18 protein-coding genes are annotated in these 22,998 nt (G+C 73.0%); 10 read left to right on the forward strand and 8 right to left on the reverse strand.

The window, feature by feature from the left end; genetic code table 11:
- Positions 1-68: 68 nt before the first annotated feature.
- The 3 genes from ACZ4O3_RS22635 to ACZ4O3_RS22645 all read right to left on the reverse strand — a co-directional run bounded on the left by ACZ4O3_RS22635 (position 69) and on the right by ACZ4O3_RS22645 (position 4,974).
- On the reverse strand, positions 69-1,766 hold the full coding sequence (locus tag ACZ4O3_RS22635; RefSeq protein WP_467723869.1) for a phospholipid carrier-dependent glycosyltransferase: 1,698 nt from the start codon (positions 1,764-1,766) through the stop codon (positions 69-71).
- A gap of 93 nt (positions 1,767-1,859) precedes the next feature.
- The gene (locus ACZ4O3_RS22640; protein ID WP_467723870.1) at positions 1,860-3,791 is read right to left on the reverse strand and encodes a phosphatase PAP2 family protein; all 1,932 of its coding nucleotides are present in this window, start codon (positions 3,789-3,791) and stop codon (positions 1,860-1,862) included.
- Between the two features lie 277 nt (positions 3,792-4,068).
- Positions 4,069-4,974: an N-acetylglucosamine kinase gene (locus ACZ4O3_RS22645; RefSeq protein ID WP_467723872.1), complete on the reverse strand. Its 906-nt coding sequence runs from the start codon at positions 4,972-4,974 to the stop codon at positions 4,069-4,071.
- A gap of 328 nt (positions 4,975-5,302) precedes the next feature.
- Here ACZ4O3_RS22645 and ACZ4O3_RS22650 point away from each other — a divergent pair, with 328 nt between their 5' ends.
- The 6 genes from ACZ4O3_RS22650 (at position 5,303) to ACZ4O3_RS22675 (ending at position 13,540) form a co-directional block, all read left to right on the forward strand.
- A complete protein-coding gene (locus ACZ4O3_RS22650) occupies positions 5,303-6,436 on the forward strand; it encodes an ROK family transcriptional regulator (protein WP_467723874.1) in 1,134 nt (377 codons plus the stop codon).
- A 274-nt stretch (positions 6,437-6,710) separates the two neighbouring features.
- Positions 6,711-8,036 carry an ABC transporter substrate-binding protein gene (locus ACZ4O3_RS22655; protein WP_467723876.1) on the forward strand — a complete coding sequence of 442 codons (1,326 nt, stop codon included), beginning with the start codon at positions 6,711-6,713 and terminating at the stop codon, positions 8,034-8,036.
- 117 nt (positions 8,037-8,153) lie between these two features.
- Positions 8,154-9,065: a carbohydrate ABC transporter permease gene (locus ACZ4O3_RS22660; protein WP_467723878.1), complete on the forward strand. Its 912-nt coding sequence runs from the start codon at positions 8,154-8,156 to the stop codon at positions 9,063-9,065.
- Positions 9,062-9,964 carry a carbohydrate ABC transporter permease gene (locus ACZ4O3_RS22665; protein ID WP_362727822.1) on the forward strand — a complete coding sequence of 301 codons (903 nt, stop codon included), beginning with the start codon at positions 9,062-9,064 and terminating at the stop codon, positions 9,962-9,964. Before ACZ4O3_RS22660 ends, ACZ4O3_RS22665 begins: the two co-directional genes overlap by 4 nt.
- A 2-nt stretch (positions 9,965-9,966) precedes the next feature.
- A complete protein-coding gene (locus ACZ4O3_RS22670) occupies positions 9,967-11,715 on the forward strand; it encodes a hypothetical protein (RefSeq protein WP_467723879.1) in 1,749 nt (582 codons plus the stop codon).
- Positions 11,716-11,722: 7 nt separating this feature from the next.
- Positions 11,723-13,540 (forward strand): hypothetical protein, encoded by a 1,818-nt coding sequence (locus tag ACZ4O3_RS22675; protein WP_467723881.1) that lies wholly within the window; start codon positions 11,723-11,725, stop codon positions 13,538-13,540.
- A 64-nt stretch (positions 13,541-13,604) separates the two neighbouring features.
- Here the strand turns inward: ACZ4O3_RS22675 and ACZ4O3_RS22680 are convergent, their stop codons facing one another.
- A complete protein-coding gene (locus tag ACZ4O3_RS22680; protein WP_467723883.1) occupies positions 13,605-14,255 on the reverse strand; it encodes a nucleoside/nucleotide kinase family protein in 651 nt (216 codons plus the stop codon).
- Positions 14,256-14,332: 77 nt separating this feature from the next.
- Between ACZ4O3_RS22680 and ACZ4O3_RS22685 the strand changes: the two genes are divergently transcribed.
- Positions 14,333-15,067: a beta-phosphoglucomutase family hydrolase gene (locus ACZ4O3_RS22685; protein WP_467723885.1), complete on the forward strand. Its 735-nt coding sequence runs from the start codon at positions 14,333-14,335 to the stop codon at positions 15,065-15,067.
- Positions 15,064-17,409, forward strand: coding sequence for a glycoside hydrolase family 65 protein (locus ACZ4O3_RS22690; RefSeq protein ID WP_467723887.1), 2,346 nt, complete (start codon positions 15,064-15,066; stop codon positions 17,407-17,409). The genes ACZ4O3_RS22685 and ACZ4O3_RS22690 overlap by 4 nt, the downstream gene beginning before the upstream one ends.
- A gap of 144 nt (positions 17,410-17,553) precedes the next feature.
- Here the strand turns inward: ACZ4O3_RS22690 and ACZ4O3_RS22695 are convergent, their stop codons facing one another.
- Together ACZ4O3_RS22695 and ACZ4O3_RS22700 are read right to left on the reverse strand one after the other, a co-directional pair.
- Positions 17,554-18,444 (reverse strand): M56 family metallopeptidase, encoded by an 891-nt coding sequence (locus ACZ4O3_RS22695; RefSeq protein WP_467723889.1) that lies wholly within the window; start codon positions 18,442-18,444, stop codon positions 17,554-17,556.
- Positions 18,441-18,824, reverse strand: coding sequence for a BlaI/MecI/CopY family transcriptional regulator (locus ACZ4O3_RS22700; protein ID WP_384989092.1), 384 nt, complete (start codon positions 18,822-18,824; stop codon positions 18,441-18,443). The genes ACZ4O3_RS22695 and ACZ4O3_RS22700 overlap by 4 nt, the downstream gene beginning before the upstream one ends.
- A gap of 147 nt (positions 18,825-18,971) precedes the next feature.
- Here ACZ4O3_RS22700 and ACZ4O3_RS22705 point away from each other — a divergent pair, with 147 nt between their 5' ends.
- The gene (locus ACZ4O3_RS22705; RefSeq protein ID WP_467724059.1) at positions 18,972-19,919 is read left to right on the forward strand and encodes a lysylphosphatidylglycerol synthase domain-containing protein; all 948 of its coding nucleotides are present in this window, start codon (positions 18,972-18,974) and stop codon (positions 19,917-19,919) included.
- 16 nt (positions 19,920-19,935) lie between these two features.
- Here ACZ4O3_RS22705 and ACZ4O3_RS22710 read toward each other — a convergent pair whose 3' ends face one another.
- Positions 19,936-20,637, reverse strand: a complete 702-nt coding sequence (locus ACZ4O3_RS22710; protein WP_467723891.1) for a phosphatase PAP2 family protein — start codon at positions 20,635-20,637, stop codon at positions 19,936-19,938.
- A 192-nt stretch (positions 20,638-20,829) separates the two neighbouring features.
- On the opposite strand from ACZ4O3_RS22710, the gene nicT reads away from it, so the two are divergent.
- Positions 20,830-22,008 carry a Nickel transporter NicT gene (nicT, locus tag ACZ4O3_RS22715; RefSeq protein ID WP_467723893.1) on the forward strand — a complete coding sequence of 393 codons (1,179 nt, stop codon included), beginning with the start codon at positions 20,830-20,832 and terminating at the stop codon, positions 22,006-22,008.
- A gap of 20 nt (positions 22,009-22,028) precedes the next feature.
- Here nicT and ACZ4O3_RS22720 read toward each other — a convergent pair whose 3' ends face one another.
- Positions 22,029-22,988 (reverse strand): hypothetical protein, encoded by a 960-nt coding sequence (locus ACZ4O3_RS22720; protein WP_384989096.1) that lies wholly within the window; start codon positions 22,986-22,988, stop codon positions 22,029-22,031.
- Between the last annotated feature and the right edge of the window lie 10 nt (positions 22,989-22,998).

The raw sequence follows: 22,998 nt of genomic DNA on the forward strand, positions 1-22,998 counted from the left end.
TGCCGACCGTCCGACCGCCTCGGCGGCCGAACGCACAACGTGCGGGGCGGGCGCCGGGGTTCCGGCGGTCACCGCCGGTAGACGGTGATCGAATGCCCGACGTCGTCGACGGCGCGGCTGGTGTCGATCAGCGCCGCCAGCCGGCCCCGTGCCTTGGCGGCCGACGAGTCCGAGACGACCAGCAGCCCGTGCACCTCACGGGCGGGCACCGTGCGGGGATCGGTGGCGTCGATACCGTAGTACGCGGGCAGGCCGCTGCCCTTGTAGACCAGCCAGACCCGCTCGCCCGGGTAGCGCTCGCGCAGCCGGTCGGCGAGCCGGCCCAGGTCCTGGCCCCAGTCCACGTTGGAGTCGTGCAGCCGCAGATGCGTCTTCGCCGGACCGCCGAACGCCTCGTTGGAGTACGGCAGATAGAACGGGAACGCGCGCAGCGAACTCACCGCCACGAACAGCAGCAGCGCCCCGCCCGCCGGCCGCGACCACCGCCACCGCACCGCCAGTACCGCGGCCCCGCCCACCGCCAGGAACATCGGCATGAACAGCGCGTAGCGCGTCCCGAAGTCCCGAGACCCGCTCATCGCCGAGGCCAGCAGCACGGCCGGCGGCAGCAGCAGGTACGGCGCGGCCGGCCGCAGCCGTCGTACCGCCGCCACCGCGACCGCACCGGCCGCCCACAGCGCCAGCATGCCCAGCGGCGTCTTCACCAGCAGGGCGGCCGGCAGGTAGTACCAGCGGGAGCCGGTGTAGAGGTGCCCGAACAGATAGCCCTGCCAGGGGTAGTCCTCCATGCCGAACTGCAGGCGCATGCCGTCCCGGTAGGCGTGCGGGAAGGGCATCAGATCCACCAGCAGACCGCGCGGCCCGTGGATCGCCGGGACCGGCACCGCGGACACGGAACGCAGCCGTGGATCGACGGCCAGGTAGGAGAGCCACACGACGGCGACCGCCGTCACCGCGACCACCGCCGCTGCCGTGAGCGCGCGCCGCACCCGGCCCGGGCGCGCGCCCCACACCGACAGCACCGCCAGTGCGGGCAGCACCGGGAGCGCGGGCAGCGCGCTCATCTTCGTCGCGACCGCCGCCCCCAACGCGGCCCCGGCCAGGGGCAGGTACAGCCGGGCGCGGCACCGCGCCCGCCACAGCAGCCACACGGACGTCAGCACGAATCCGGCCGACGGCACGTCCAGCGTGGCCAGCGAGCCGTGCGCGATCAGGTCGGGGGAGAAGCAGTACAGGGCGAGCGCCGCCGACCCGGCGGCCGTGCCGAGGACCTCCCGGGCGAAGGCGAACACCACCAGCGCGAACAGCAGCGTCAGCGCGATCACCGGCAGCCGGGCCCAGAGCATCAGCCGCCAGGGGTCGTTGCCCGAGGCGTACAGCAGATGCCGGCCCACCTGCCCCTGGTCGCCCTGGTACGACGGATCGTAGTGCGGGTCGGCGACCGCGATCCCGGCCATGACGATCAGTTTGCCGAGCGGCGGGTGCTCCGGGTTGTAGCGCAGCCGGTGCTCGTGGAGGTAGTCGGTGGCCGCGGCCACGTACACCGGCTCGTCGATGGTGGGCGTCTGCTCGACGGCGGTGGTCACCATCGCGGCCGTCATCTGGGTGAGCAGCAGCACCACGAGGACGGGCACCAGCCACCGGCGCCGGGCGCGCAGCGCGGCGGTCAGCCGGGCCGCGGGAGCCGGCCTCGGGCCGGGTGCGGGACCGCGTGTTCCGCCGAGGCCGCCGAGATCGAGGACCGACTGCTGTTCGCTCGCCATCATCCGCCCCGCGGGGACACCGGGCCCGCGGTGACGGGAGCGCTCAGGAGCAGGATCACGGGCCCCACTCTCGCATCGCTCCCGCCACCGGGTGCGTCACCGCTTCACGAGTCGTACCGACAGACCGTCTGCCGTGTACACGGGTACGGCCCGCAGCCGGTCGGAGTTCACCTCGACGCGGTCGAACTGTCCGCGCAGTCGCGGCGCGTCGAGCACCGGGAGGGTACGGCCGGCGGCCGGCGGGTGCTCGCCGCCGAGGCTCAGGGACAGCGTGCTGCCCTTGCCGAGCACGGCCAGGTGCTTGACCCGCAGCGGCGCCCCGCGTCCCCGGCCGAGGCTCATCTCCAGGGTGCCCGCGTCCTGGGTGTAGGTGCCCCGCACGAACAGTTCCGCGATCACCCGCAGGGTGCCGCCGGTGATCCGGACGTCGCCGCGGCCCAGCGCCTCGGCCGAGGCGGCGACCAGGGTGCCCCCGGCCACCGCGGTGCCGCCGCGGTAGCCGTTGTCGCCGGTCAGCGTCAGCGTGCCGGTGCCCTTCTTGGTCAGGCCGCCACGGCCGTCGATGTCGTTGCGCCAGCTGTCGGCCGCCGAGAAGCCTCCGGCCGTCGCGTCCAGGGTGACCGTGACGTCCGAGTCGAAGGCGCCGTAGCCGTCCGCCGCGGCGAACAGGTTGAGGCGGCCCCACTGCTCGTCGCCGTCCAGCAGCGCGTAGCCGGCGGGCAGGGCGGTGGTGCGCAGCACTTCGCGGCGCTGGCCGGCGGTGAGGTAGGGCTGGCGGGTCTCCAGGAGCACCTCGGCGCCCTTCGGCACGGTGAGCGGCAGGTCGCCGCCCTGCCGCCGCAGGATGTACGTCAGCCTCGGGGTGGCCGCGCGCTCGTTGGCCGCGCGGTCGGCGTACGGGTCGGTGGCGGTGCCGGCCGAGTGGGCGTAGGCGTACAGGGTGCCGGTGCCGCCGCCGGTCCGCTCCTCGAAGTAGGCCAGGGCCTGGGCGCGGGCGGCCGCCTTGAGGGCCGCGTTGGCCGGGTCGGCGAGGGTGGCGGCGGCCAGGGCGGTGGCCATGATGCGGCCGCCGATCACGTCGACCGGGCTGTGCATGCCGGCGACGATGCGGGTGTCGCTCAGTTCCAGGGCGCGGGCGGCCAGCTCCTGGAAGCGCTCCGGCACCGCGTAGGCGTAGGCGAGGGCCGCCAGGTGGAAGGCGTTGGTGTGACCGGAGGGGAAGCCGCCGTCCTCGGCCGGGGAGGTGCTGCGCTGGCGCAGCAGCTGCGGGGCCACGGTCACCTCGGAGTCGTAGACCGGGAAGCCGTAGGCGTCGGTCCTGCCGGTGTCGACGACCTCGCTGTCCTCGTTCATGCGCCACGGCCGCGGGTACTGGTAGGCGTACTTGGAGGGATTGCCGGAGGCGTAGGGGCCACGCACGGTGTCCACCAGCTCGGCGACCTTGCCGAGCGCCGAGTCGTGCGAGCCGGCCCCGAGCGCCGAGCCCGCCGGGGCGCCGGCCGGGACGGCGTCGTCGACCGTGGTCGCGGGTGTCCCGTCGGGGGCGCCGGTGATCGAGGTGACCGCGAGCGAGCCGGCCTTGTACAGGTCCGCCAGCGGGCCCAGCCCGGCGATCATCGCGTAGCTCTGGTGCTGGCGGTCGTAGACGAACGCCTTCTTCGCCCCGGCGTCGGAACGCCGGGCGGTGACCCTGGCGCAGTAACGCATGTTGTCGCGCAGGACGTCGGCGCGCAGCACGGTACCGGTGTTCCAGGCGGAACCGGTCTTCCAGATCCGCGCGAAGCCGCCGAGGACGCGGACCACCGCGTTGGTGTCGGCCGTCGGATTGGTGCTGATGTTCGTCCTGTAGTCGTCGACGAACGCGAGGGCGGTTTCGGCCTTGGCGTCCGCGGCCGCGAGCCACCCGGCGAACGTCGGGGCCGCCGGCACACCGGCCGACGCGCCGAGCGAGGTCCTGAGGAAACCCCGGCGGCCGACGGGGAGTCCGCGGGCCGGAGAAGCGGAGTGGTGCCCGGCAGGTGACGGCATGGGTGGGCCTCTCTCGAGTTCTGCGGGGAGTTCACGCGGCAGGCCGGTGCTCCGGACGCGCGTGAGGGTGTTGGATCGCGTGCGGAAGATGTCGAACGAGGGCATTTCTAGGCCGAGTTGATGTCCCGGGAGTCGTCCTCCGGCGACCGCCGCGTGACCCGGAGTTGAACTGCGGCCCGGTGGTTCACCGGCACAACCCCACCGGACCTGCGTGTTCGCGGCGTCCAGCGCCCCGTGGTCCACAGCTGCGGTACCGAACGCGCCGTGGACAGGTTTCTCACAGAATCGAACGCGCCAGCGCCACCGCTCCGTGGACCGGAGGAAGACGCAACGGGCGCGGCCGGGCACCCGGCAGGGCCTGCGCCAGCGCGGTGGTGAAGGCGTCGTACAGGCGTGGCTGGGACAGGATCGTGCCGCCCGCGACCACCACGTCGTCCACGGCCAGACCGCGGGCGGCGAGCCTCAGTACCAGGCCGGCCAGGGCCCGGCCGCCGCCGGCGATCACCTCGGCGGCGAGCGCGGAGCCCGCGTCGGCGGCCGCGAAGAGCACCGGGGCGTGCCGGCCCCACTCCGCCGAGATGTCGCGGGCGCCCTCCAGCGCGGCGCCGAGCCCGGGTACCTCGGCCACGCCGAAGGCGGCCGTCAGTGCGGCCGCGAGGGCGTCGGGTGTCTCGCCGCGGTCGTGTGCGGCCCAGACGGCACGAGCGGCCTCGCGGACCAGCCCGGCGGCGCCGCCCTCGTCGCCGAGGACCGCGCCCCAGCCGCCGACCTGCACGGGGGTGCCGTCGGCGTGCCGTCCGACGGCCACCGAACCGGTGCCCGCGACCAGCCCGACGCCCCTGTCCAGGCCCGCGGCCGGGACGAGGAGTTCGGCGTCGCCCACGACGCGGACGGGAATCCGGTGGCAGTCGCGCAGCGCGGCGGCGATCCCGGCGCACTGGCGGGGAGTCTCACAGGCGTGCCCGCCGACGGCCAGGGCGGCGGAGTGGGCGCCGGCCGGCAGGGCCTCGTGGACCAGCGCGGTCAGCCAGCGGGCGGCGGCGGCCGGGTCGTGCGGCTGCCAGCCGCTGCTCGGACGGACATGATCGGCGACCGTCTCCGCGCCGGTGAGAGCGAGGAGATGAGTCTTGGTGCCCCCGACGTCGATGCCGATCACGAGGGGGGAAGAGGGAGCGTCCTGCACGGATCCTCTTTCGTCGTCCGGGCGAGGAGCACCGAAGGAACAGGTGCTCGGGGCCTGACCGCGGCGGTGGGCGAACCGTGCCTGGCCGAACAGGAGTCGGGTGATTCGGGAAGCCCCGGGACGGGCTTCTTGCGGAGCACGGCAGGCGAGTACCGTGTACTTCGTTAGGAAGTTAACTAACGAAGTACAGTGCGTCAAGAGTCGTCACGCAGTCGATCGACGGGACTCCGCCGCAGGGCGGAACCGCGTGGCGCGAGGGCATCGCATCGCCGCGTCCCGCCATCCGGGGAGCGCGGCCCCGACCCATGGGGGAACTGTGGAACACGTCGTGACTGAAGCCCCCCGCCTCACCGAGAGCGCCGGTGCGGTGTTCGCCGTGCTGGCCCAGGCCGGCAGCGCCACCCGGCCGCAGCTCGCGAGCCTCGCGGGCCTGTCCAAACCGACGGTCTCCGCCGCCGTGGCGGAGCTGGAGGGGGCCGGCCTGGCCACCCACTCCGGCACCGCGTCCAGCGGCACCGGCCGCTCCGCCGCCGTGTACGGGCTCGGGCCCGCCGCCGGAACCGTCCTCGCCGTCGACCTCGGCCCGGCCCGCACCCGGGTGCGCTGCTGCGCCCTGGACGGCACCATGCTCGCGGAGGCGGCCACCCCGCGGGCCCGGGCCGTCGACGCGGTCCGCGAGGCGCTGGCGGCGCTGCCCGACGGCGGCCCGCTCAGGGCCATCGTGGTCGCCGTCGGTGACGTCACCGCACCCGACCGCACGGGCACCGGCATGCGTCCGGCCACCGCCAAGGCCGGGCCGGTCTTCGACGCCGTCTCCGTCGCGCTGCCGCCGGGGGTCCCCGTCCATCTGGAGAACAACGTCAACTGCGCCGCGCTCGCCGAACTCCACGAGGGTGCCGCCCGGGGCCGCGGCACCTTCGGCTATCTGCGGATCGGCGTCGGTGTCGGTCTCGGCATCGTCATCGCCGGCCAGGTGCTGCGCGGGGCGAACGGGGCGGCCGGTGAGCTGGCCCGGCTGCCGTACCCCTGGGACGACGACCGGGAGCCCCGCCACGAGGCCCTGGAGGCCTATGCCGGTTCGCAGGCCCTGCTGGGCCGGGCCGCACAGGCCTGGCGGGCCGGTGACGGCCCGCGGCCGCGGACCGTCGAGCGGCTCTTCGCGCTGGCCGCCGAGGGCCGGGAACCCGCCCGCGGCCTGATCGCCCGGCACGCCGCCGACGTGGGCCGGCTGGCCGCCGCCGTGGCCGCCGTACTGGACCCGGGGCTGATCGTGCTGGGCGGCAGCACCGGCGCCGATCCGCAGCTCCTGCCCGGGGTCAGGGCCGAGCTGGGCCGCCTGAGCTGGCCCACCGAGGTGGTCAGCAGCCAGATCGGCGATCTCGGTACCGTCGTGGGCGCGGCCCGGCTCGCGGTGGCCAAGGGAGTCCAAAACGTGACCGAAGGCGCGCAGGCGAAGGATTGACGGCTTCCGAGTCGGTCTGCCAATGTCCGGACAAGCGCTTTCTAAGTCGGCCGGGACGCCGGCTTGGGGCGAGCCTCCCAGCCCGTACACGACGTACGGCAACCGCACGAGGGCGTGCCCGTGCGGTGACGGCCAGGACGGCCGGGGACCTCGCCCCGCGCGGACGATGCGGCCGGGCGAGGCCGCGCCCCCGGAAAGCGGCCTTTCCTTCACGATGCACCCGTGCCGCCTCGTCGGCGCCGTGCTCCGTCCCTACGACGAAATGGGATCGAAGATGACCACTGTGGGTGTGCGGCGCTCCCGCCGACTCGGCCGCGGTAAGCGCCGCCTGGTTCCCCTCGCTGCCGTGGCCACGGCAGGTGCCCTGCTGCTCTCCGCCTGCGGGTCGGGATCCGGCTCGGGCGGGACCTCCAAGTCGCTGACGTTCTGGATCTCCACGGTTCCCGGGCAGGACGCGGGCTGGAAGAAGCTGGTGGCGCAGTACAAGAAGGAAGCCGGCGTCGACGTCAAGCTCGTCAACATCCCCTACGACGGGTACCCGACGAAGCTGCACAACGCCGCTCAGGCGAACTCCCTGCCCGATGTGGCGGACGTGCCCGCGCTGGACCCGATCTGGTCGAACAAGCTGATCGACCTCAGCTCCATCGCCGACGACAAGAGCTACCACATCAACGCCAACTTCCTCGCCAAGGACTCGTCCGGGAAGGTGCTGTCCATCCCCTCGGACGTCACCGCGTCCGGCCTGTTCGTCAACGAGACGCTGTTCCAGAAGGCGGGCGTCGCCGTCCCGGACTCGCCCTCGAAGACCTGGACCTGGACCGAGTTCATCGCGGCGGCGAACAAGGTCCGGGAGAAGACCGGCGTCAAGTACTCCCTGACGTTCGACCAGTCGCCGTCCCGGCTTCGCGCCATGGTGTACGAGATGGGCGGGAAGTACGTCCACGCGGACTCCTCCGGCACGTTCTCGGTGGACGACGCGACCAAGAAGGCCGTGAAGTACTTCGTCGGACTCAATGACGACAAGACCATGCCGAAGTCGGTGTGGACCAGCGGTGCCGACCCGTCGGCCATGTTCCAGAGCGGTGACGTGGTCGCCTACTGGTCCGGCGTCTGGCAGGTCGCCTCCTTCGCGGACAGCATCAAGAAGTTCGACTGGGCGAGCGTCCCGACTCCCGCCCAGCCGGTGCAGGCCAGTGACGTCAACAGCGGCGGCATGATGGTGGGCTTCAACAACAACGGCGCCGCGGCCACCGCCGCGAAGAAGTTCATCTCCTGGGTGTACGAGCCGAAGCACTACACCGAGCTGGTCGAGACCTCCGGGTTCCTCCCGGTCGAGAGCGGTCTGAGCCCGAAGTACCCCTTCACCTCCGACGCGGCGCAGGCGGCGTTCAAGCTCTACAACGAGGAGATCCCGCTCTACGACCCCGTCTCGGGCTACTTCAACGGCGCGCAGACGAACTGGGTGCTGAAGGGCAAGAGCCTCGCCGAGGATCCGACCAAGACGGAACTCGGCAAGGCGATCAACGGCCAGCAGTCGGTCGACAAGGCCCTGGAGAACATCGTGGCCGGCTACAACCAGCAGGTCGGCGGCGGATCGTAGGCCACCGGGCCGGGCGGCGGGCTTCCCTCGCCGCCGCCCGGCCCCGGGCGCCCACGTGATGCCGGGCTCAAGGCGTGAGCCCACAGCAACCCATTCCACCAGCACGGAGTCAGCAAGATGACAGAACGCGCCTCGGACGTGTCCGTGAGCCCACCCAGGCGACGCAGCACCTGCACCGTCGCGCCGCTCGTCCTCATCGCGGCCAACGTCGTGCTCTTCGCACTGTTCTTCGTGTGGCCGGCCGTGATCGGGCTCGTCTACTCCTTCACGAACTACACAGGCGTGGGGGCGTTCCAGTTCATCGGACTGGACAACTACCAGAACCTGTTCGGGGACTCCACCTTCTACGACGCGCTGTTGCGGACGCTGCTGTACACCGTGCTCGTCGTTCCGCTGAACTTCGTGCTCTCGCTGCTCATCGCCAACCTGGTGGTGAGCAAGCAGGCCAAGGGCGCGTCGGCCGCCCGTGTCGTCTTCTTCGTCCCGTGGCTCATCTCGCCCATCGTCGTCGGTGTCCTGTGGCGGTGGCTGTTCGGTGAGAACTTCGGACTGATCAACTACGTCGTCGAGAAGCTCGGCGGCCACGCGATCGCCTGGCAGTCGAACGCCGACCTGTCGCTGGGCGTGGTCGTGATGGCGGGCGCCTGGTGGGGGACCGCCTTCTCGATGCTGCTGTTCATCGCGGCGATCAAGAACGTGCCCGTCTCCTACTACGAGGCGGCCTCGCTGGACGGCGCGGGCCCCTGGCGCCAGTTCATCAGCATCACGCTGCCGAGCATCGCGCCGACGTCGTTCATCGTCGTCCTGCTCAACACGATCAACGCGATGAAGGAATACCCGCTGTTCGTCTCGCTCAACAACGGCGGCCCGGGCACGTCGAACAACCTGCTCGTCCAGTACATCTACCAGACCGGCTTCAACCGGGGCCAGATCGGCTACGCGAGCGCCGCGTCGTTCGTGCTCATGCTCATCCTGATGGCCGTCGCGATCATCCAGCTGATCGCCAACCGGCGGATGGAGAACCGATGACCACCACAGACACCCCGCGTCCGGTCGATTCCTCTTCCGTGCCGACCCGTTCCGGAAGGCGGCCCCGCGGCGGGCGCGACGGCGGGCTCCGGCGCGCGGTCCCCGCGACGACACTGCTGTGGATCCTGGCCGCCCTCTACGGGCTGCCGGTGCTGTGGTTCGTCCTCAGCTCCTTCAAGCCGGCCGGAGACCTGTTCTCCCTGCCGCTGACGGTACTTCCGCACCACCCCACCCTGTCCGGTTACAAGGCCGCGTGGGACAGCGCCAACTTCTCCCGGTACTTCGTCAACACGGCCATCGTGTGCGTGATCACGACGATCCTCACGGTGGGGGTCAGCTGCTGCACCGGGTACGCGCTGGCCAAGTACGACAACCGATGGCTCAAGTTCTTCTTCGTCTGCATCCTGGCCACCACGATGCTGCCGTCCGAGGTCATGCTCGCCCCGGAGTTCCTGGTCGTACGCGACCTCGGCCTCTACAACTCGTTCGGCGGGATCATCCTCCCGGCCGTGCTCACCGCCACCGGATGCTTCATGTTCCGCCAGTTCTTCCTGACGGTCCCCGACGAACTCGTCGAGGCCGCGCGCATCGACGGCGCGCGTGAGCTGTCGATCTTCCTGAGGATCATGGTGCCGATCTCCCGGCCCATCATGCTGACCCTGGCCATCCTGTCCTTCCAGTGGCGGTGGAACGACTACATCTGGCCGCTGCTGATGCTCAACGACCCCGACAAGTTCACCGTGCAGATCGGCATCCAGAGCCTCGTCGGCGCGCAGAACATCAACTGGTCGGTGCTGCTCGGCGGATCGGTCATCTCCATGATCCCGCTGATCCTCGTCTTCCTGGTCTTCCAGCGTTACGTCATGAGCGCCGACATCAACGCCGGACTGAAGGACTGACCGTGCCCGTCCCGCTCGACCACGAGTTCGTCCGCGCGGTGGCCGCCGCCGCCGACGTGGCGGCCGTCCCGCTGGCCGCCGGTGCCGAGGAGAAGCCCGTCGGTGTGACCCACCGCGCGCTGGCCCGCCGGGTGAAGACCCTGGTCGCGGCGTACCGGTCCCCGCAGTCGGCACTGCACGGCAGCGGGCAGGCCCTCACCGCGGCGATGAATCACCTCGGCGCCCTCCGGACCGCGCAGACCGCCACCGGCCTCTTCGCCGGCGGCGACAACGTACAGTCACCGCCGGACTCCGCCTTCACCGTCAACGACGTGTGCGACGCGCACGTCCTCGCCGCGGGCGCGGGGCCGGCCCTGCGCGGGGTCGCCGCAGCCCTCGCCGAGATCGCCGGCGCGGCCTCCGAAGGCCTCCGGACAGGCGGAGTGCACACGCCGAACCACCGCTGGGAACTGTGCGCGGCGCTGGCCCGGCTGCACCGGTCGTTCCCGGACGGCCGGCTGCTCGACCGTGTCGAAGCGTGGCTCGCCGAGGGCGTCGACATCGACGCGGAGGGCCTGTACTCGGAGCGGAGCGCCACCTACGCGGCCCACGTGTCCAACCCGTCGCTGCTGCTGCTGGCCGACGTCCTCGGCCGGACCGACCTGTGGGACGCCGTCGAACGCAACCTCACCACGACCCTCGACCTCATCAGGCCGGACGGCACGGTGGAGACCGTCCACTCGCGGCGGCAGGACCAGAACGGGCCGTTCCCGCTGGCGCCCTACCTGCCGCACTACCGGCTGCTCGCGATCCGCACCGGCCGCGGCGACTTCGGCCGGGCGGCACGCCGGGCGGCGGCCGGCGGCATCGGCGACCCCGGGCTGCTCGCCGAGACCGTCCTCACCCCCGACCTGTGCCGCGTGCTGCCGGCGCCGGCGCCGGAACCCGTTGCCCGTGACCGGTACATCGGCACGGCGCGCCTCGCCTCACGTACCTCCGCCACCGCGCACACCGTCCTGTACGGCGGCTCGGACGTGCCCGGGCAGCGGCGCATCCGCTCCGGCCTCGCCTGCAATCCGACCTTCCTGCGGCTGTTCGCCGGCGCCGCCGTCCTCGACGCGGTCCGTCTCTCACGGGGATTCTTCGACCTCGGCCCGTTCCGCGCCGCCCACATGCGACAGCTCGCCGACAACCGGTACCGGCTCACCGAAACGCTCACGGCCGCGTACTACCAGCCGCTCCCGCCGGACGGCCGACGGCACGACGGCGCCTACGGCATGGCGGACGAGGGACGCTTCTCGGCCGCGATGGACTTCCAGGACCGGCCTCGAAACGAGATCTCCCAGACGACCCGCATCGAGGCGGATCTGCGGGAGGACGGTGCCGACCTGCGGATCGGCATCAGCGGACCACGGGTGCCCTGGGCCCTCGAACTGACCTTCCGGCCGGGGGGCGTGCCGGAGGGCGCCGCACCGACCGGCGACGGACGCTGGTGCCTGACCACCGGCCCGATGACCTACCGGGCCGGCGACGACGAGATCCGGGTCGAGGTCGACGTCGAGGCGGGCGAACCACTCGCCGGGCCGGACCGGAGCGACGTACTGCGGTACCACCCCGGGCAGGACTACACCGTGGCGGGCGGCACCGACGCGACCACCGGGAACCGCGTCCACATCGGTGGACACGGTCCCCACACCCTGACCGTGGCACTGCGCGCCCGTCGTCCGCCCCTGACACACCACACCAAGGCCACCCCCGGCACGAAGGGCTGATCCACCCATGCACCTGCCGCGCCAGCTCGGCCCGCTGCACGACCTGCCGTCCACCCCCGAGGCGTACGACGCGGTCCTCGCCGACGTCGTGGAGCAGGCCCTGGCCCGCCTCACCCCCGAGGGCAGTCTCGAACACCCCGACGCCGACGACGACATCGGTGACACCTCGCTCGGTGTCACCTCGCTGCTGGCCCTCGCCTGGCAGCGCTCCAAGGACCCGCGGCTGCCGCGGGCCGTGCGCCGCAGCCTCGCCTTCCACCTGCGCGAGCGCGTCTACACCGAGGACAACCCCGGGTACCCGAACCTCACGGTCCGCGACTCCGGCCTCCCGTACGCACGTTACGTCCTGGCGGCGGGCGCGCATCCGATCGGCGACTGGCCCAGCACGGTGTGGGCGCTGCTCCAGGCCGTCAACGTCCTCGACCTCGCGGACGGCCTGGTCGACGACGAACAGCGCCTGGAACTGGTCGAACTGAGCCACGGCTACTGGCGCTGGCTCACCGAGGCCACCTTCTTCAACCCGCAGGAGGCGGGCAACCAGGCGATCGGCTGCGTGGTCGGCGGACTGATGCTCGCCCGCCATCTTCCCGCCGGCGACGGTGAGCGGGTCCACCGGCGGGCACTGGCCCTGTACACCGACCGGATCCGCGCCCACCGCGTCCTGGACCGGGGCGCCCTGCTGCCCCCCGAGCACGGCGGCGCCTACGACAACAACTACGGCCCGATCTCCCTGTCCTTCCTCGCCCAGGCGCACCGGATCAGCGGCGAGGAGATGTTCGCCGAGGACGGCGAGGCGCTCGCCCGCTACCTCGACGCCCGCCTGCCGGGCGGCGGCTTCGACAACGGCGGCCCCCGCTACAGCGAACAGCACTCCGGCTTCGAGTCCGTCCTCGGACTGCGCTACTTCGGCGCCCGCATCGGTGCCGACCTGGGCCGCTACCGGGCCGACACGCGCTGGGGCCGGCACGCCGTGAAGGCGGACGGCGGCGTCGACGGGCACTTCGCCTGGATGCTGGTCTGGCAGATCCAGGACACCACCCCCTGGCACCGCACCCCCTCGACCGTCCCGGCCCGTCACCAACTGCGCGCGGGCACGGTCTCGGTGGCCTTCGACCACCGGATGACCCCGGCGCTGATCGAGGCGGCCGGCACCTACCACCTCCCGGCCGCGGTGAACCGGCAGCACGGCTTCGGCCCGGTCCTGGACGGCTTCCTGTACTGCCGGCCGATGGGCGAGGTCCGGGTCCGCGACCTGCACGCCGACGGCCTGACCGCCAAGCTGGTCGGCAAGCCGGTCGTGGGCCGCGACCACGTCCTGCGCCACGTGCGCTCGCTCTACGTCACGGACGGCACCCGCCTGTGGGTGACGGTGGCCGTGGAGCGGCTCGCCGGGTCGCCGTACCTGCTGGCCGGGCTGCCGTACGCGGCGGACGACGGCGACCGGGTGCGCCGCGTCGCCGGGAGCGAGATCGCCGCCGCGGGCACGCTGCGCCTCACCCACCCCGCGCGGCAGGACGCCGACCACTTCGACGCGCGGGCCGAACTCACCCAGGAACAGGCCGCGTTCGCACTCGCCGCCGACCCGCGCGGCTACGGCAACCCGGACGAGGGCTGGCGCCACCTGGTCGCCTCCACCGCCTACGAGGCCGGACCGGCGCCGGACGCACCACCGCACCTGCACGTGTTCGCCGTACGGTACGGGCCCGGCGGGGCGTTCACGCCGTCCTTCGAAGGCGACCTGACCGTGCACACCGAGGCGTTCACGGCCGTCATCGGGACCGACGACGCGCACGGTGATCCCGGGCTGGCCCTGACCGGTCGCTGAGGACCGCGTCGCCGGTCCCTGCCGTGCCGTCGTGGCTGGTCGCGCGGTTCCTTCCCCAGCGCTACTACCGGGCGCTGCCCAGTGCCGTCTCCGGGACCACCAGGTCGGCCAGGTCCCGGGTGGCCGCCACCAGGTCGGCGTTGCGCTGGTCGGTGCCGGCCACCCAGGCCACCGCCTGCTCGTGCCCCTTGCCGAACTCCTCGTGCCGGGCGACCAGCCGCCGTATCCGCTCGGCCTCGTCGATCTCGCAGAACCACACCTCGTCCAGGGCCGGCCGCACCCGCGCCCAGGGACCCTCCGTCAGCAGCAGGTAGTTGCCCTCCGTCACCACCAGCCGGGCCGTCGGCTCCACCGGGATCGCGCCCGCCAGCGGCTGCTCGAGGACCCGCTCGAAGCCCGGCGCGTACACCACCTCGCCGGTGTCCTCGCGCAGCCGCCGCAGCAGCGCCGCGTAGCCGGCCGCGTCGAAGGTCGAGGGCGCGCCCTTGCGGTTCCGCAGGCCCAGCCGGTCCAGTTCGGCGTCGGCCAGATGGAAGCCGTCCATCGGCACCTGCGCCGCCCACGGCTCGCCGGCGCCGTTCAGCTCACGTACCAGACACCCGGCGAGCGTGGACTTGCCGGCGCCCGGGCTGCCCGCGATGCCGAGGATCGCGCGCGGACCGCGTCCGGCGAGTGAACGGGCCCGGTCGAGGAGGTCGTCGAATGTCAGCGGCACGCAAAAAGTGTGACACCGGGCCCGGGATGTGGTGTCTACCACCCCCTGGAAGCCGTCCGGTGGGGAAGATGCCGGGCATGACAGCACTCGGTCTGCCCGACACCATCCAGGCCTGCCTCTTCGATCTCGACGGGGTCGTCACCAAGACGGCCGTCGTGCACGCGGCCGCCTGGAAGGAGACCTTCGACAACTTCCTGCGCGGCCGCGACGGCCAGCGGCCCTTCGACAAGGCCGCCGACTACGACGAGTACGTCGACGGCCGCCCCCGCGCCGACGGGGTCCGCGCCTTCCTCGAATCCCGCGGGATCCACCTGCCCGAGGGCACCCCGGACGACCCGCCGGACGCCGCCACCGTGCACGGCCTCGGCAACCGCAAGAACGAACTGCTCCTGGAGAAGATCCGCACCGACGGCGTCGAGGCCTACGACGGCACCCTGCGCTATCTGGAGGCGGTCCGCGCCCAGGGACTGCGCACCGCGATCGTCTCCTCCAGCGCCAACTGCCGTGACGTGCTCCGCTCGATCGGCGCCGAGCACTTCTTCGACGTCCGCATCGACGGGGTGGTGGCCGCCGAACGCCATCTGCCCGGCAAGCCACACCCGGACACCTTCCTGGCCGCCGCCCACGACCTCGGTGTCGAGGCCGCCCACGCCGCCGTCTTCGAGGATGCCCTCGCCGGCATGGACGCGGGTCGCGCCGGCCAGTTCGGGTACGTCGTCGGGGTGGACCGCGTCGGTCAGACGGACGCCCTGTACGCACACGGCGCGGACACCGTCGTGCAGGACCTCGCCGAACTGGGAGGCAAGGAGTGATCACCCAACGGGCGTACGCCGTGGAGCCCTGGTCGGTCCGCGAGACCGCCCTCGACCTCGACGTGCTCGCGCAGAGCGAGTCGGTGTTCGCGCTGTCCAACGGGCACGTCGGCTGGCGCGGCAACCTCGACGAGGGCGAGCCGCACGGTCTGCCCGGCAGCTACCTCAACGGCGTGCACGAGGTGCACCCGCTGCCGTACGCCGAGGCCGGCTACGGCTATCCGGAGTCCGGTCAGACCGTCATCAACGTCACCAACGGCAAGATCCTGCGGCTGCTCGTCGACGACGAGCCCTTCGACCTGCGCTACGGCCGGCTGGTCACCCACGAGCGGGTCCTCGACCTGCGCCGCGGCGTCCTGGAACGGACCTGCGAGTGGACCTCCCCGGCCGGTTCCACCGTGCGGGTGCGCTCGACCCGGCTGGTGTCGCTGTCCCAGCGGGCGGTGGCCGCCGTCGCCTATGAGGTCGAGGCCGTCGACCGGCGCTGCCGGATCGTGATCCAGTCCGAGCTGGTCGCCAACGAGCAGCTGCCCGGCGCGAACGGCGACCCGCGCGCCGCGGTGGCGCTCCAGTCGCCGCTGGAGCAGGAGGACGACTTCGCCTCCGGCCGCCGGCTGCGCCTGGTGCACCGCACCCGGCGCAGCGGCCTGCGGGTCGCGGTCGCCGCCGACCACACGGTCGCCGGTCCCGGACGGACCACCACGGACGCCGAGAGCGACATCGACGTGGCCCGGCTCACCGTCACCTCCGTGCTGGAGCCGGGGGAGCGGCTGCGGGTGGAGAAGTTCGTCGCCCACGGCTGGTCCGGGGTGCGTTCGCTGCCCGCCATGGCCGACCAGGTCGACGCCGCGCTGGCCGCCGCCGCCCACGAGGGCTGGCAGGGGCTCGCCGACGAACAGCGCGACTACCTGGACGAGTACTGGTCCCGCGCCGACGTGGAGGTGGACGGCGACGAGGAGGTCCAGCAGGCCGTCCGGTTCGCCCTCTTCCACGTACTGCAGGCGGGGGCCCGCGCCGAACAGCGCGCGATACCCGCCAAGGGCCTCACCGGCTCGGGATACGACGGGCACGCCTTCTGGGACACCGAGATGTTCGTGCTGCCCGTCCTCACCCACACCGCCCCCGGCGCCGTCGCCGAGGCACTGCGCTGGCGGCACAACACCCTGCCCGCCGCCCGCGAACGCGCGACCCAACTGGGCCTGGACGGGGCCGCGTTCCCCTGGCGGACCATCGCCGGGTCGGAGGGCTCGGCGTACTGGCCGGCCGGCACCGCGGCCTTCCACGTCAACGCCGACGTCGCCGACGCGGTGGTCCGCTACGTCGCGGCCACCGGCGACACCGACTTCGAACGGGACACCGGCGTCGAACTCCTCGTGGAGACCGCCCGCCTGTGGCGCTCGCTCGGCCATCACGACAGCCGCGGCGCCTTCCACATCGACGGCGTCACCGGCCCCGACGAGTACAGCGCGGTGGCCGACGACAACACCTACACCAACCTGATGGCCCGGGCGAACCTGCTGGCCGCCGCCGACGCGGTCGAACGCCACCCCCGGCAGGCGGCACGGCTCGGCGTGGACGCGGAGGAGAGCGCCGCCTGGCGGGACGCCGCCGACTCCGTGCACGTCCCCTACAACCACGAACTCGGCGTCCACGAGCAGCACGCCGGGTTCACCCGCTACCAGCGGTGGGACTTCGCCAACACCAGCCCCGAGCAGTACCCGCTGCTGCTGAACTTCCCCTACTTCGACCTCTACCGCAAACAGGTCGTCAAACAGGCCGACCTGGTGCTGGCGATGTACACCTGCGGGGCGTACTTCGACGAGGAGCACGTCGCCCGCAACTTCGCCTACTACGAGCCGCTGACCGTACGGGACTCCTCCCTGTCCGCCTGCTGCCAGGCCGTCATCGCCGCCCAGGCCGGGCATCTGACGCTGGCCCATGCCTACACCGCCGAGGCCGCGCTGATGGACCTCGACGACCTGGAGCACAACACCCGCGACGGACTGCACATCGCCTCGCTCGCCGGCACCTGGATGGCGCTGGTGGCGGGCTTCGGCGGCATGCGCCACTACGACGACGGGGCCCGGTTCGCGCCCCGGCTGCCGGAGCGGCTGCGCCGGCTCGCCTTCAACCTGCAACTGCGGGGCAGCAGACTGCGCGTGGAGATAGGCGCCGACAAGGCGACCTACACCCTCCTGGACGGCCCGCCGCTCACGGTCCACCACCACGGGGAGCCGGTGACGGTCAGCGCGGACAGCCCGGCGGTGCGGGCGGTGCCCCCGATGCGGCCGGGGCCGGCCCCGCATCAACCACCGCACCGGGCCCCCACCCGACCGGCCTGAGTTCCCTCAGGGGCGCGGGGAACTGCGCGACAGGCCCACCGGCCGGCTCACGACAGCGTTCGTCCGCGCCCCCGTCGTGGCCTGTCGCGCGGTTCCTCCCCCAGCGTTCGGCCGGGGGTACCCCAGCGCCCTCAAGGGGGGCGTTCAGCTGAGCGCGTCGGAAAGGAGCCCGACCAGGTCGCTCGTCGCGCCCGCCGCGAACAGTGCCGCCACCGCGCCCAGCGCGAGCACGCCCGCCGCCGGCCACAGCGAAGACGGCGGGCCGGTCTGGAGCGCCGCGATCCGGCGGGTGACCGCGCGGTCCGTGAAGCCGAGGGCGTGCGACCGCCGGGACCGGTCCGCGCTGAGGGCGGCGCGGGCCAGCGCGCGGGCGGTGGTCACCCGGTCCCCGACCTCCGTCGCCGCCTGCTCGTCCGCCCACCGCTCCACCAGGAAGGTGACGGCCGACCGGACCGGGCCGAGCAGCGGGTTGGCGGCCGCGGCGAGGGTCGCCGCGGTGACCACGCGGCCGTGCCGGTGCGTCAGATGGGCCCGCTCGTGGGCCAGCAGCACCCGCCGTTCCGCCGGTGCCAGCGCGCTCAGCATCGCCGAGGTGACCAGGATCCGGCCCGGACGGCCCGGGATCGCGAACGCCTGTGGCACCTCGCAGGCCGCCACCACCAGTTCGGTGTCCCCCGGATGGCCCTCGCACAGCCGGCGCAGCGCCCGCCGGGTCCGGCGCTCGGCCCGCACCGCACGCTGCACCCGCCACACCACCACGGCCAGCGCGAGGCAGGCGGCGAGGCCGATCACCTCGGGCACCGGGTCGGTCAGCGGACGGCCGTCCTGCCGGGCCTCCCGGATCACCGGCGGGGCGTCGCCCAGCAGAGTGGCGGTCAGCAGCACCAGGGACCAGGTGGTCGCGGCGGCGGTCAGCACCGCGGCGGCGGTCAGCACGCGCGCGGCCAGGGCCGGGGCCACCCGGCGGCCGATCACCGCGCTGACCGACGGCAGCAGCAGGGCGGCCACCAGCGGGGTGTAGACGTCGAACCTCATGCGCCGCCCCCGGCGAACAGGTTGCGCAGCGCCCGCTCCTCCTCCGCGCTCAGCCCGGACACGAACTGCTGGAGGGCGGCGATCGGGTCCGGGCCCCGGTCCAGGGCCTCGTGCATGGCCTGGGCGGTCAGTTCGGCCGCGTTCTTCGCCGGCCGGTAGGCACCGCGCCGCCCGTCCGCGTCCCGCAGGACCAGACCTTTGTCGTACAGCCGTTTGAGAATGGTGTGCACCGTGTTGTAGGCGAGTCCGCCGCCGATCTCGGACTGGATCTCGGCCGGGGTCAACGGGCGGTCGGTCGCCCACAGGGCCGCCAGCACTTCGCTCTCCAGCTCTCCGGCGCTGCGCCGCTCCGTCCTGCCACGGGACCCTGTGCCAGCCATGGCACAACCTTACAGCGCGTAGTGCCGACGTTCGGATGGCTGTACCTGCGCTGCCTCCACCGGTAATTCTCTATAGTTTGTCAGTGTTTGTCCCTGAAGCCCAAGAACGGTCCTGCGAGCTGTAGGGGAACAGGGATGGGTGCCTCGATGGTCCCGAACGTGAACGCCACGCCCGTCGCGGGCCGCCGCGGCGTCTACTGGCAGGCCGCCCTCTGCCTCGCCCTGCTGGCCGGTGCGGGCTGGCTGCTGCGCCGGCACTGGCCGACCGTGGAGCACGGGGCGCTCCGGCTGGCCGTCGCCGACCAGGGCTGGCTGCTCGTGGCGGCCCTGGCCGCGGTCGGGACCTGGGTCTCCTCGGCCCTGGCCCAGCAGGGTGCGGTCGCCCGCCGGCTGCCCGGCGGGCGGCTGGTCGCCGCGCAGTTCGCCGCCTCGGCCGCCAACCACCTGCTGCCCGCCGGGGTCGGCGCGGGCGCGGTGAACCTGCGCTTCCTGATGCGCTGCGGACTCCCGGCCGGCCGCGGTGCGTCGGCCCTGGCGGTCAAGGGCGCCGCCGGTGCCGTGGTCCGTCTGGTCCTGATCGCCGTCCTGGCCCCCGCCTGCCCGGGACTGCTGCGGATCCCGCACGTCTCCACGGCCGCGGTCCTCGCCGTGGCCGCCTCCGCCGTGCTGCTCGCCGTCCTGGTCCGGGCCCGGGCCTGGGACCGCTGCCGGGGCGCGGTGGCCGCCGTGGCCGCCGACATCCGGGTGCTGCACACCCGCCCCGTTCGCGCGGCCGCGCTGTGGGGCGGGTCCCTCGCCTTCGCCGGGCTGCACGCCCTGGTCCTGATCGCCGTGACCCGGGCGGTCGAACTCTCGCTGTCCCCGGCCCGCGTGGCGCTGCTCTACCTCGCCGCCAGCGGCGCCGCCGCGCTGCTGCCCACCCCGGGCGGCCTCGGCTCGCTCGACGCGGCCCTGGCCCTGGCCCTGACCGCCTCCGGAATCCCGGCCGCCGCGGCGGCCTCGGCCGTGCTCGGCTACCGGCTGCTGACCGTGTGGCTGCCGCTGCTGCCGGGCCTGCTGGTGCTGGGAGTGCTGGTCCGGCGCCGAGCGCTGTGACCGGACGGCGCCGGCCTCAACTCCCGTTCCCCCGGCCGGCCCGCCGCACCGGGCGCTGCGCCCCGTCGTCCCGGTTCCCCGGATCCGGCAGCCGGAGGGCGGCCGCGCACCCGCAGACCCCGAGCCAGCCGAGCGCGAACAGCCAGCCTCCGAGCACGTCCGTGCACCAGTGCACGCCGAGGAACACCCGGGTGGCCCCGACGGCGAGTGCCCAGCAGACGGCGGCCACCGCCCACGGCGTACCGCTCCGCGGGGCCCGGATCCGCAGGGCCACCACCACCAGGCCGGCGGCCAGTGCCGACGTCGAGGTGTGGCCGGAGGGGAAGGACCAGCCGGAGGCCCGGGTCAGCCAGCAGGCCTCCGGCGGCCGGGGCCGGGCGACCAGTTCCAGCAGGCCGTAGCGGGCCGCCTGGCCCAGGGCCAGGCAGGTCACGCAGAGGAGCGCGGCCGCCGCCCGCCGGCGCGCGGTACGGCCCGCGATCAGCCCGGCCGCCACGGCCAGGGCGTACGGCACGGCCCCGGTGCCGGTCGAGGTGAGCCCCCGGGCCACGGCCACCGCGACGTCGGGGCGATGGCCGACGGACCAGGCCAGCGCGGCGCGGTCCGGTGCGAGCGGGACGCCGTGCCGGCCGGTCACGACCAGGGCCAGTACGGTCAGCCCCGCCCAGGCCCCGAGGGCCACACTTCCCGCGAGCTCCGCGGTCCTCCTGCCGTTCATGGTCGGGGTGGCGGCCCTCCTGCGCGATGACTGTCTACTCAAATGTAGACGATCGGCGCTCCGTGGGCTCTTTGCCTTCTCGTGGGAAAGGTCTGCCGCCGGCTTTAATGCGAATGAATTGCAGGTGCGGGAGTATGGCATCAGGCCGCCGACGGCAGCCGCTCATGCTCGACCGAAGGATGACACCTCCCGATGACGGCCGCCCCTGGTCCCGCTCCGTCCCTCCCCGCCCAGGCCGAGACCAGGCGCTCGGCCTGGCACCGTGTCCGGGGCTCCATGACACGGCAGGAGTGGATCAGGGTCGGCGGGATGGCCGCCTTCGTGCTCGCACTGCACGTCGTCGGCTGGGGCACCCTGGTCGGGGTCATCGCGCCGCAGCACCTCAGCGTCGGCACCGGATCCGCCGGAGAACCGGCGGCCTTCGGGATCGGGATCGGCGTGACCGCGTACACCCTGGGCATGCGGCACGCCTTCGACGCCGATCACATCGCCGCGATCGACAACACCACCCGGAAGCTCATGGGCGAGGGGCAGCGGCCGCTGTCCGTCGGCTTCTGGTTCTCCCTGGGACACTCCAGCATCGTCTTCGGCCTCGCCCTGCTGCTCTCGCTCGGCATGAAGACCCTGGCCGGCCCGGTCCAGGACGACGGCTCGCACCTCCACGAGGTCACCGGCCTCATCGGTACGACGGTCTCCGGGACCTTCCTCTACCTCATCGCCGGCATCAACCTCGTCATCCTGGCCGGTATCTGGAAGGTCTTCCGGCAGATGCGCTCCGGCACCTACGACGAGGCCGCGCTGGAGACGCAGCTCAACAACCGCGGCTTCATGAACCGCTTCCTCGGCCGGGTCACCGGTTCGATCAGCAGGCCCTGGCAGATGTACCCGCTGGGCCTGCTGTTCGGCCTCGGCTTCGACACCGCCACGGAGATCGCCCTGCTGGTCCTGGCCGGCTCCGGCGCCGCCTCCGGTCTGCCCTGGTACGCCATCCTGACCCTGCCGGTGCTCTTCGCGGCCGGGATGTCGCTGCTCGACACGATCGACGGCTCGTTCATGAACTTCGCCTACGAGTGGGCGTTCTCCAAGCCGGTCCGCAAGGTCTACTACAACCTCACCGTCACCGGCCTGTCCGTGGCCGTCGCCCTCGTCATCGGCACGGTGGAACTCCTCGGACTCCTCGCCGACGAGCTGGAGCTGCACGGCGCCTTCTGGGACTGGGTCGCGGGCCTCGACCTGAACACCGTCGGCTTCGTCATCGTCGGCCTGTTCTTCGCCACCTGGGTGATCGCCCTGCTGATCTGGAAGGCCTGCCGCATCGAGGAGAAGTGGACGACGGGCCTCGCCCGCCCCGCCGAGCAGCCCGAGTCGTAGGACCTTCCCCGCCCCGCCCGTCAGCCGCGCAGCTTCAGGTCCGCACGCCACTTGACGATCTGCTTCTCCGCGTCGCCGGTGTACGACCACGGGGTGCGGGTCACCCGCTGCCCCTGGAGCCGCAGCAATGCCGCGGCGATGTCCGTGATCCCGGCCTGGCAGGCGGCGTGCGTCAGGTAGTTGAGGTCCCGCAGTTCGCCGGGGGCGACGGGCTCCTCGCCGCGCTGGGCGATCCAGCGCTCCCAGGTCCGCCGGACGTCACTGACCGCGCCGTCGTGCTTCCAGTGCTGTCCGTGCCCCACCGAGGCCTGCTGCCCGTGGCTCTCGTCCAGGGCGAAGCGGAACTCCTCGACCCGGGCGTACTGCACCAGGACCGGCAGTGCGCAGCCGGGCGGCGCGACCCCGGCCGCGTCCCGGGCGAAGTCGTACATCAGGCCGTGCGTGCCGTGCCAGCGCGCGGAGTAGTAGTGGAGCACCTGGAGGTGGCCCTCCACGTTGTACGGGTCGCGCCGGTGCAACTCGTCCCACCAGCGGGCGAGTTCCTGGCGGCGCACGCCGGTCGGATACAGCCGTGCCACCGAGATCAGGGAGACCCAGGGGGTCGGGTCCTGCGGATACGCCTCCGCGGCGGCCAGGCAGGCCAGCACGGCGGCGTCGATCCTGGACCGGTCGATGGGCGCACCCCGGCCGGCCGAGATGGCCAGGGTGAACGCCCGGGCGGTCTCGGTCGCCGCCCGCAGCGCCAGCGCGTCGGCACCGTGCGGTTCCGCGGCCAGCCAGGACTCCGCCGTCGAACTGCCCGCGCAGGCCTGCGCGAGCAGACGCACCCGGTGTCCCCGGACCAGCCAGTCCGCACCGGTGGCCCGCAGCAGGTCCCGCAGGCCCTGCCAGCGGCCGATGACGATGTCCTGACGGGCCGAGGTGAGGGCGGTGTCCCCGCAGTCCGGATCGAAGTCGGGGACGAAACGGTCTCTCGCCATCGGGCTCGTA

The organism is Streptomyces sp. NPDC026515 (assembly GCF_055567595.1).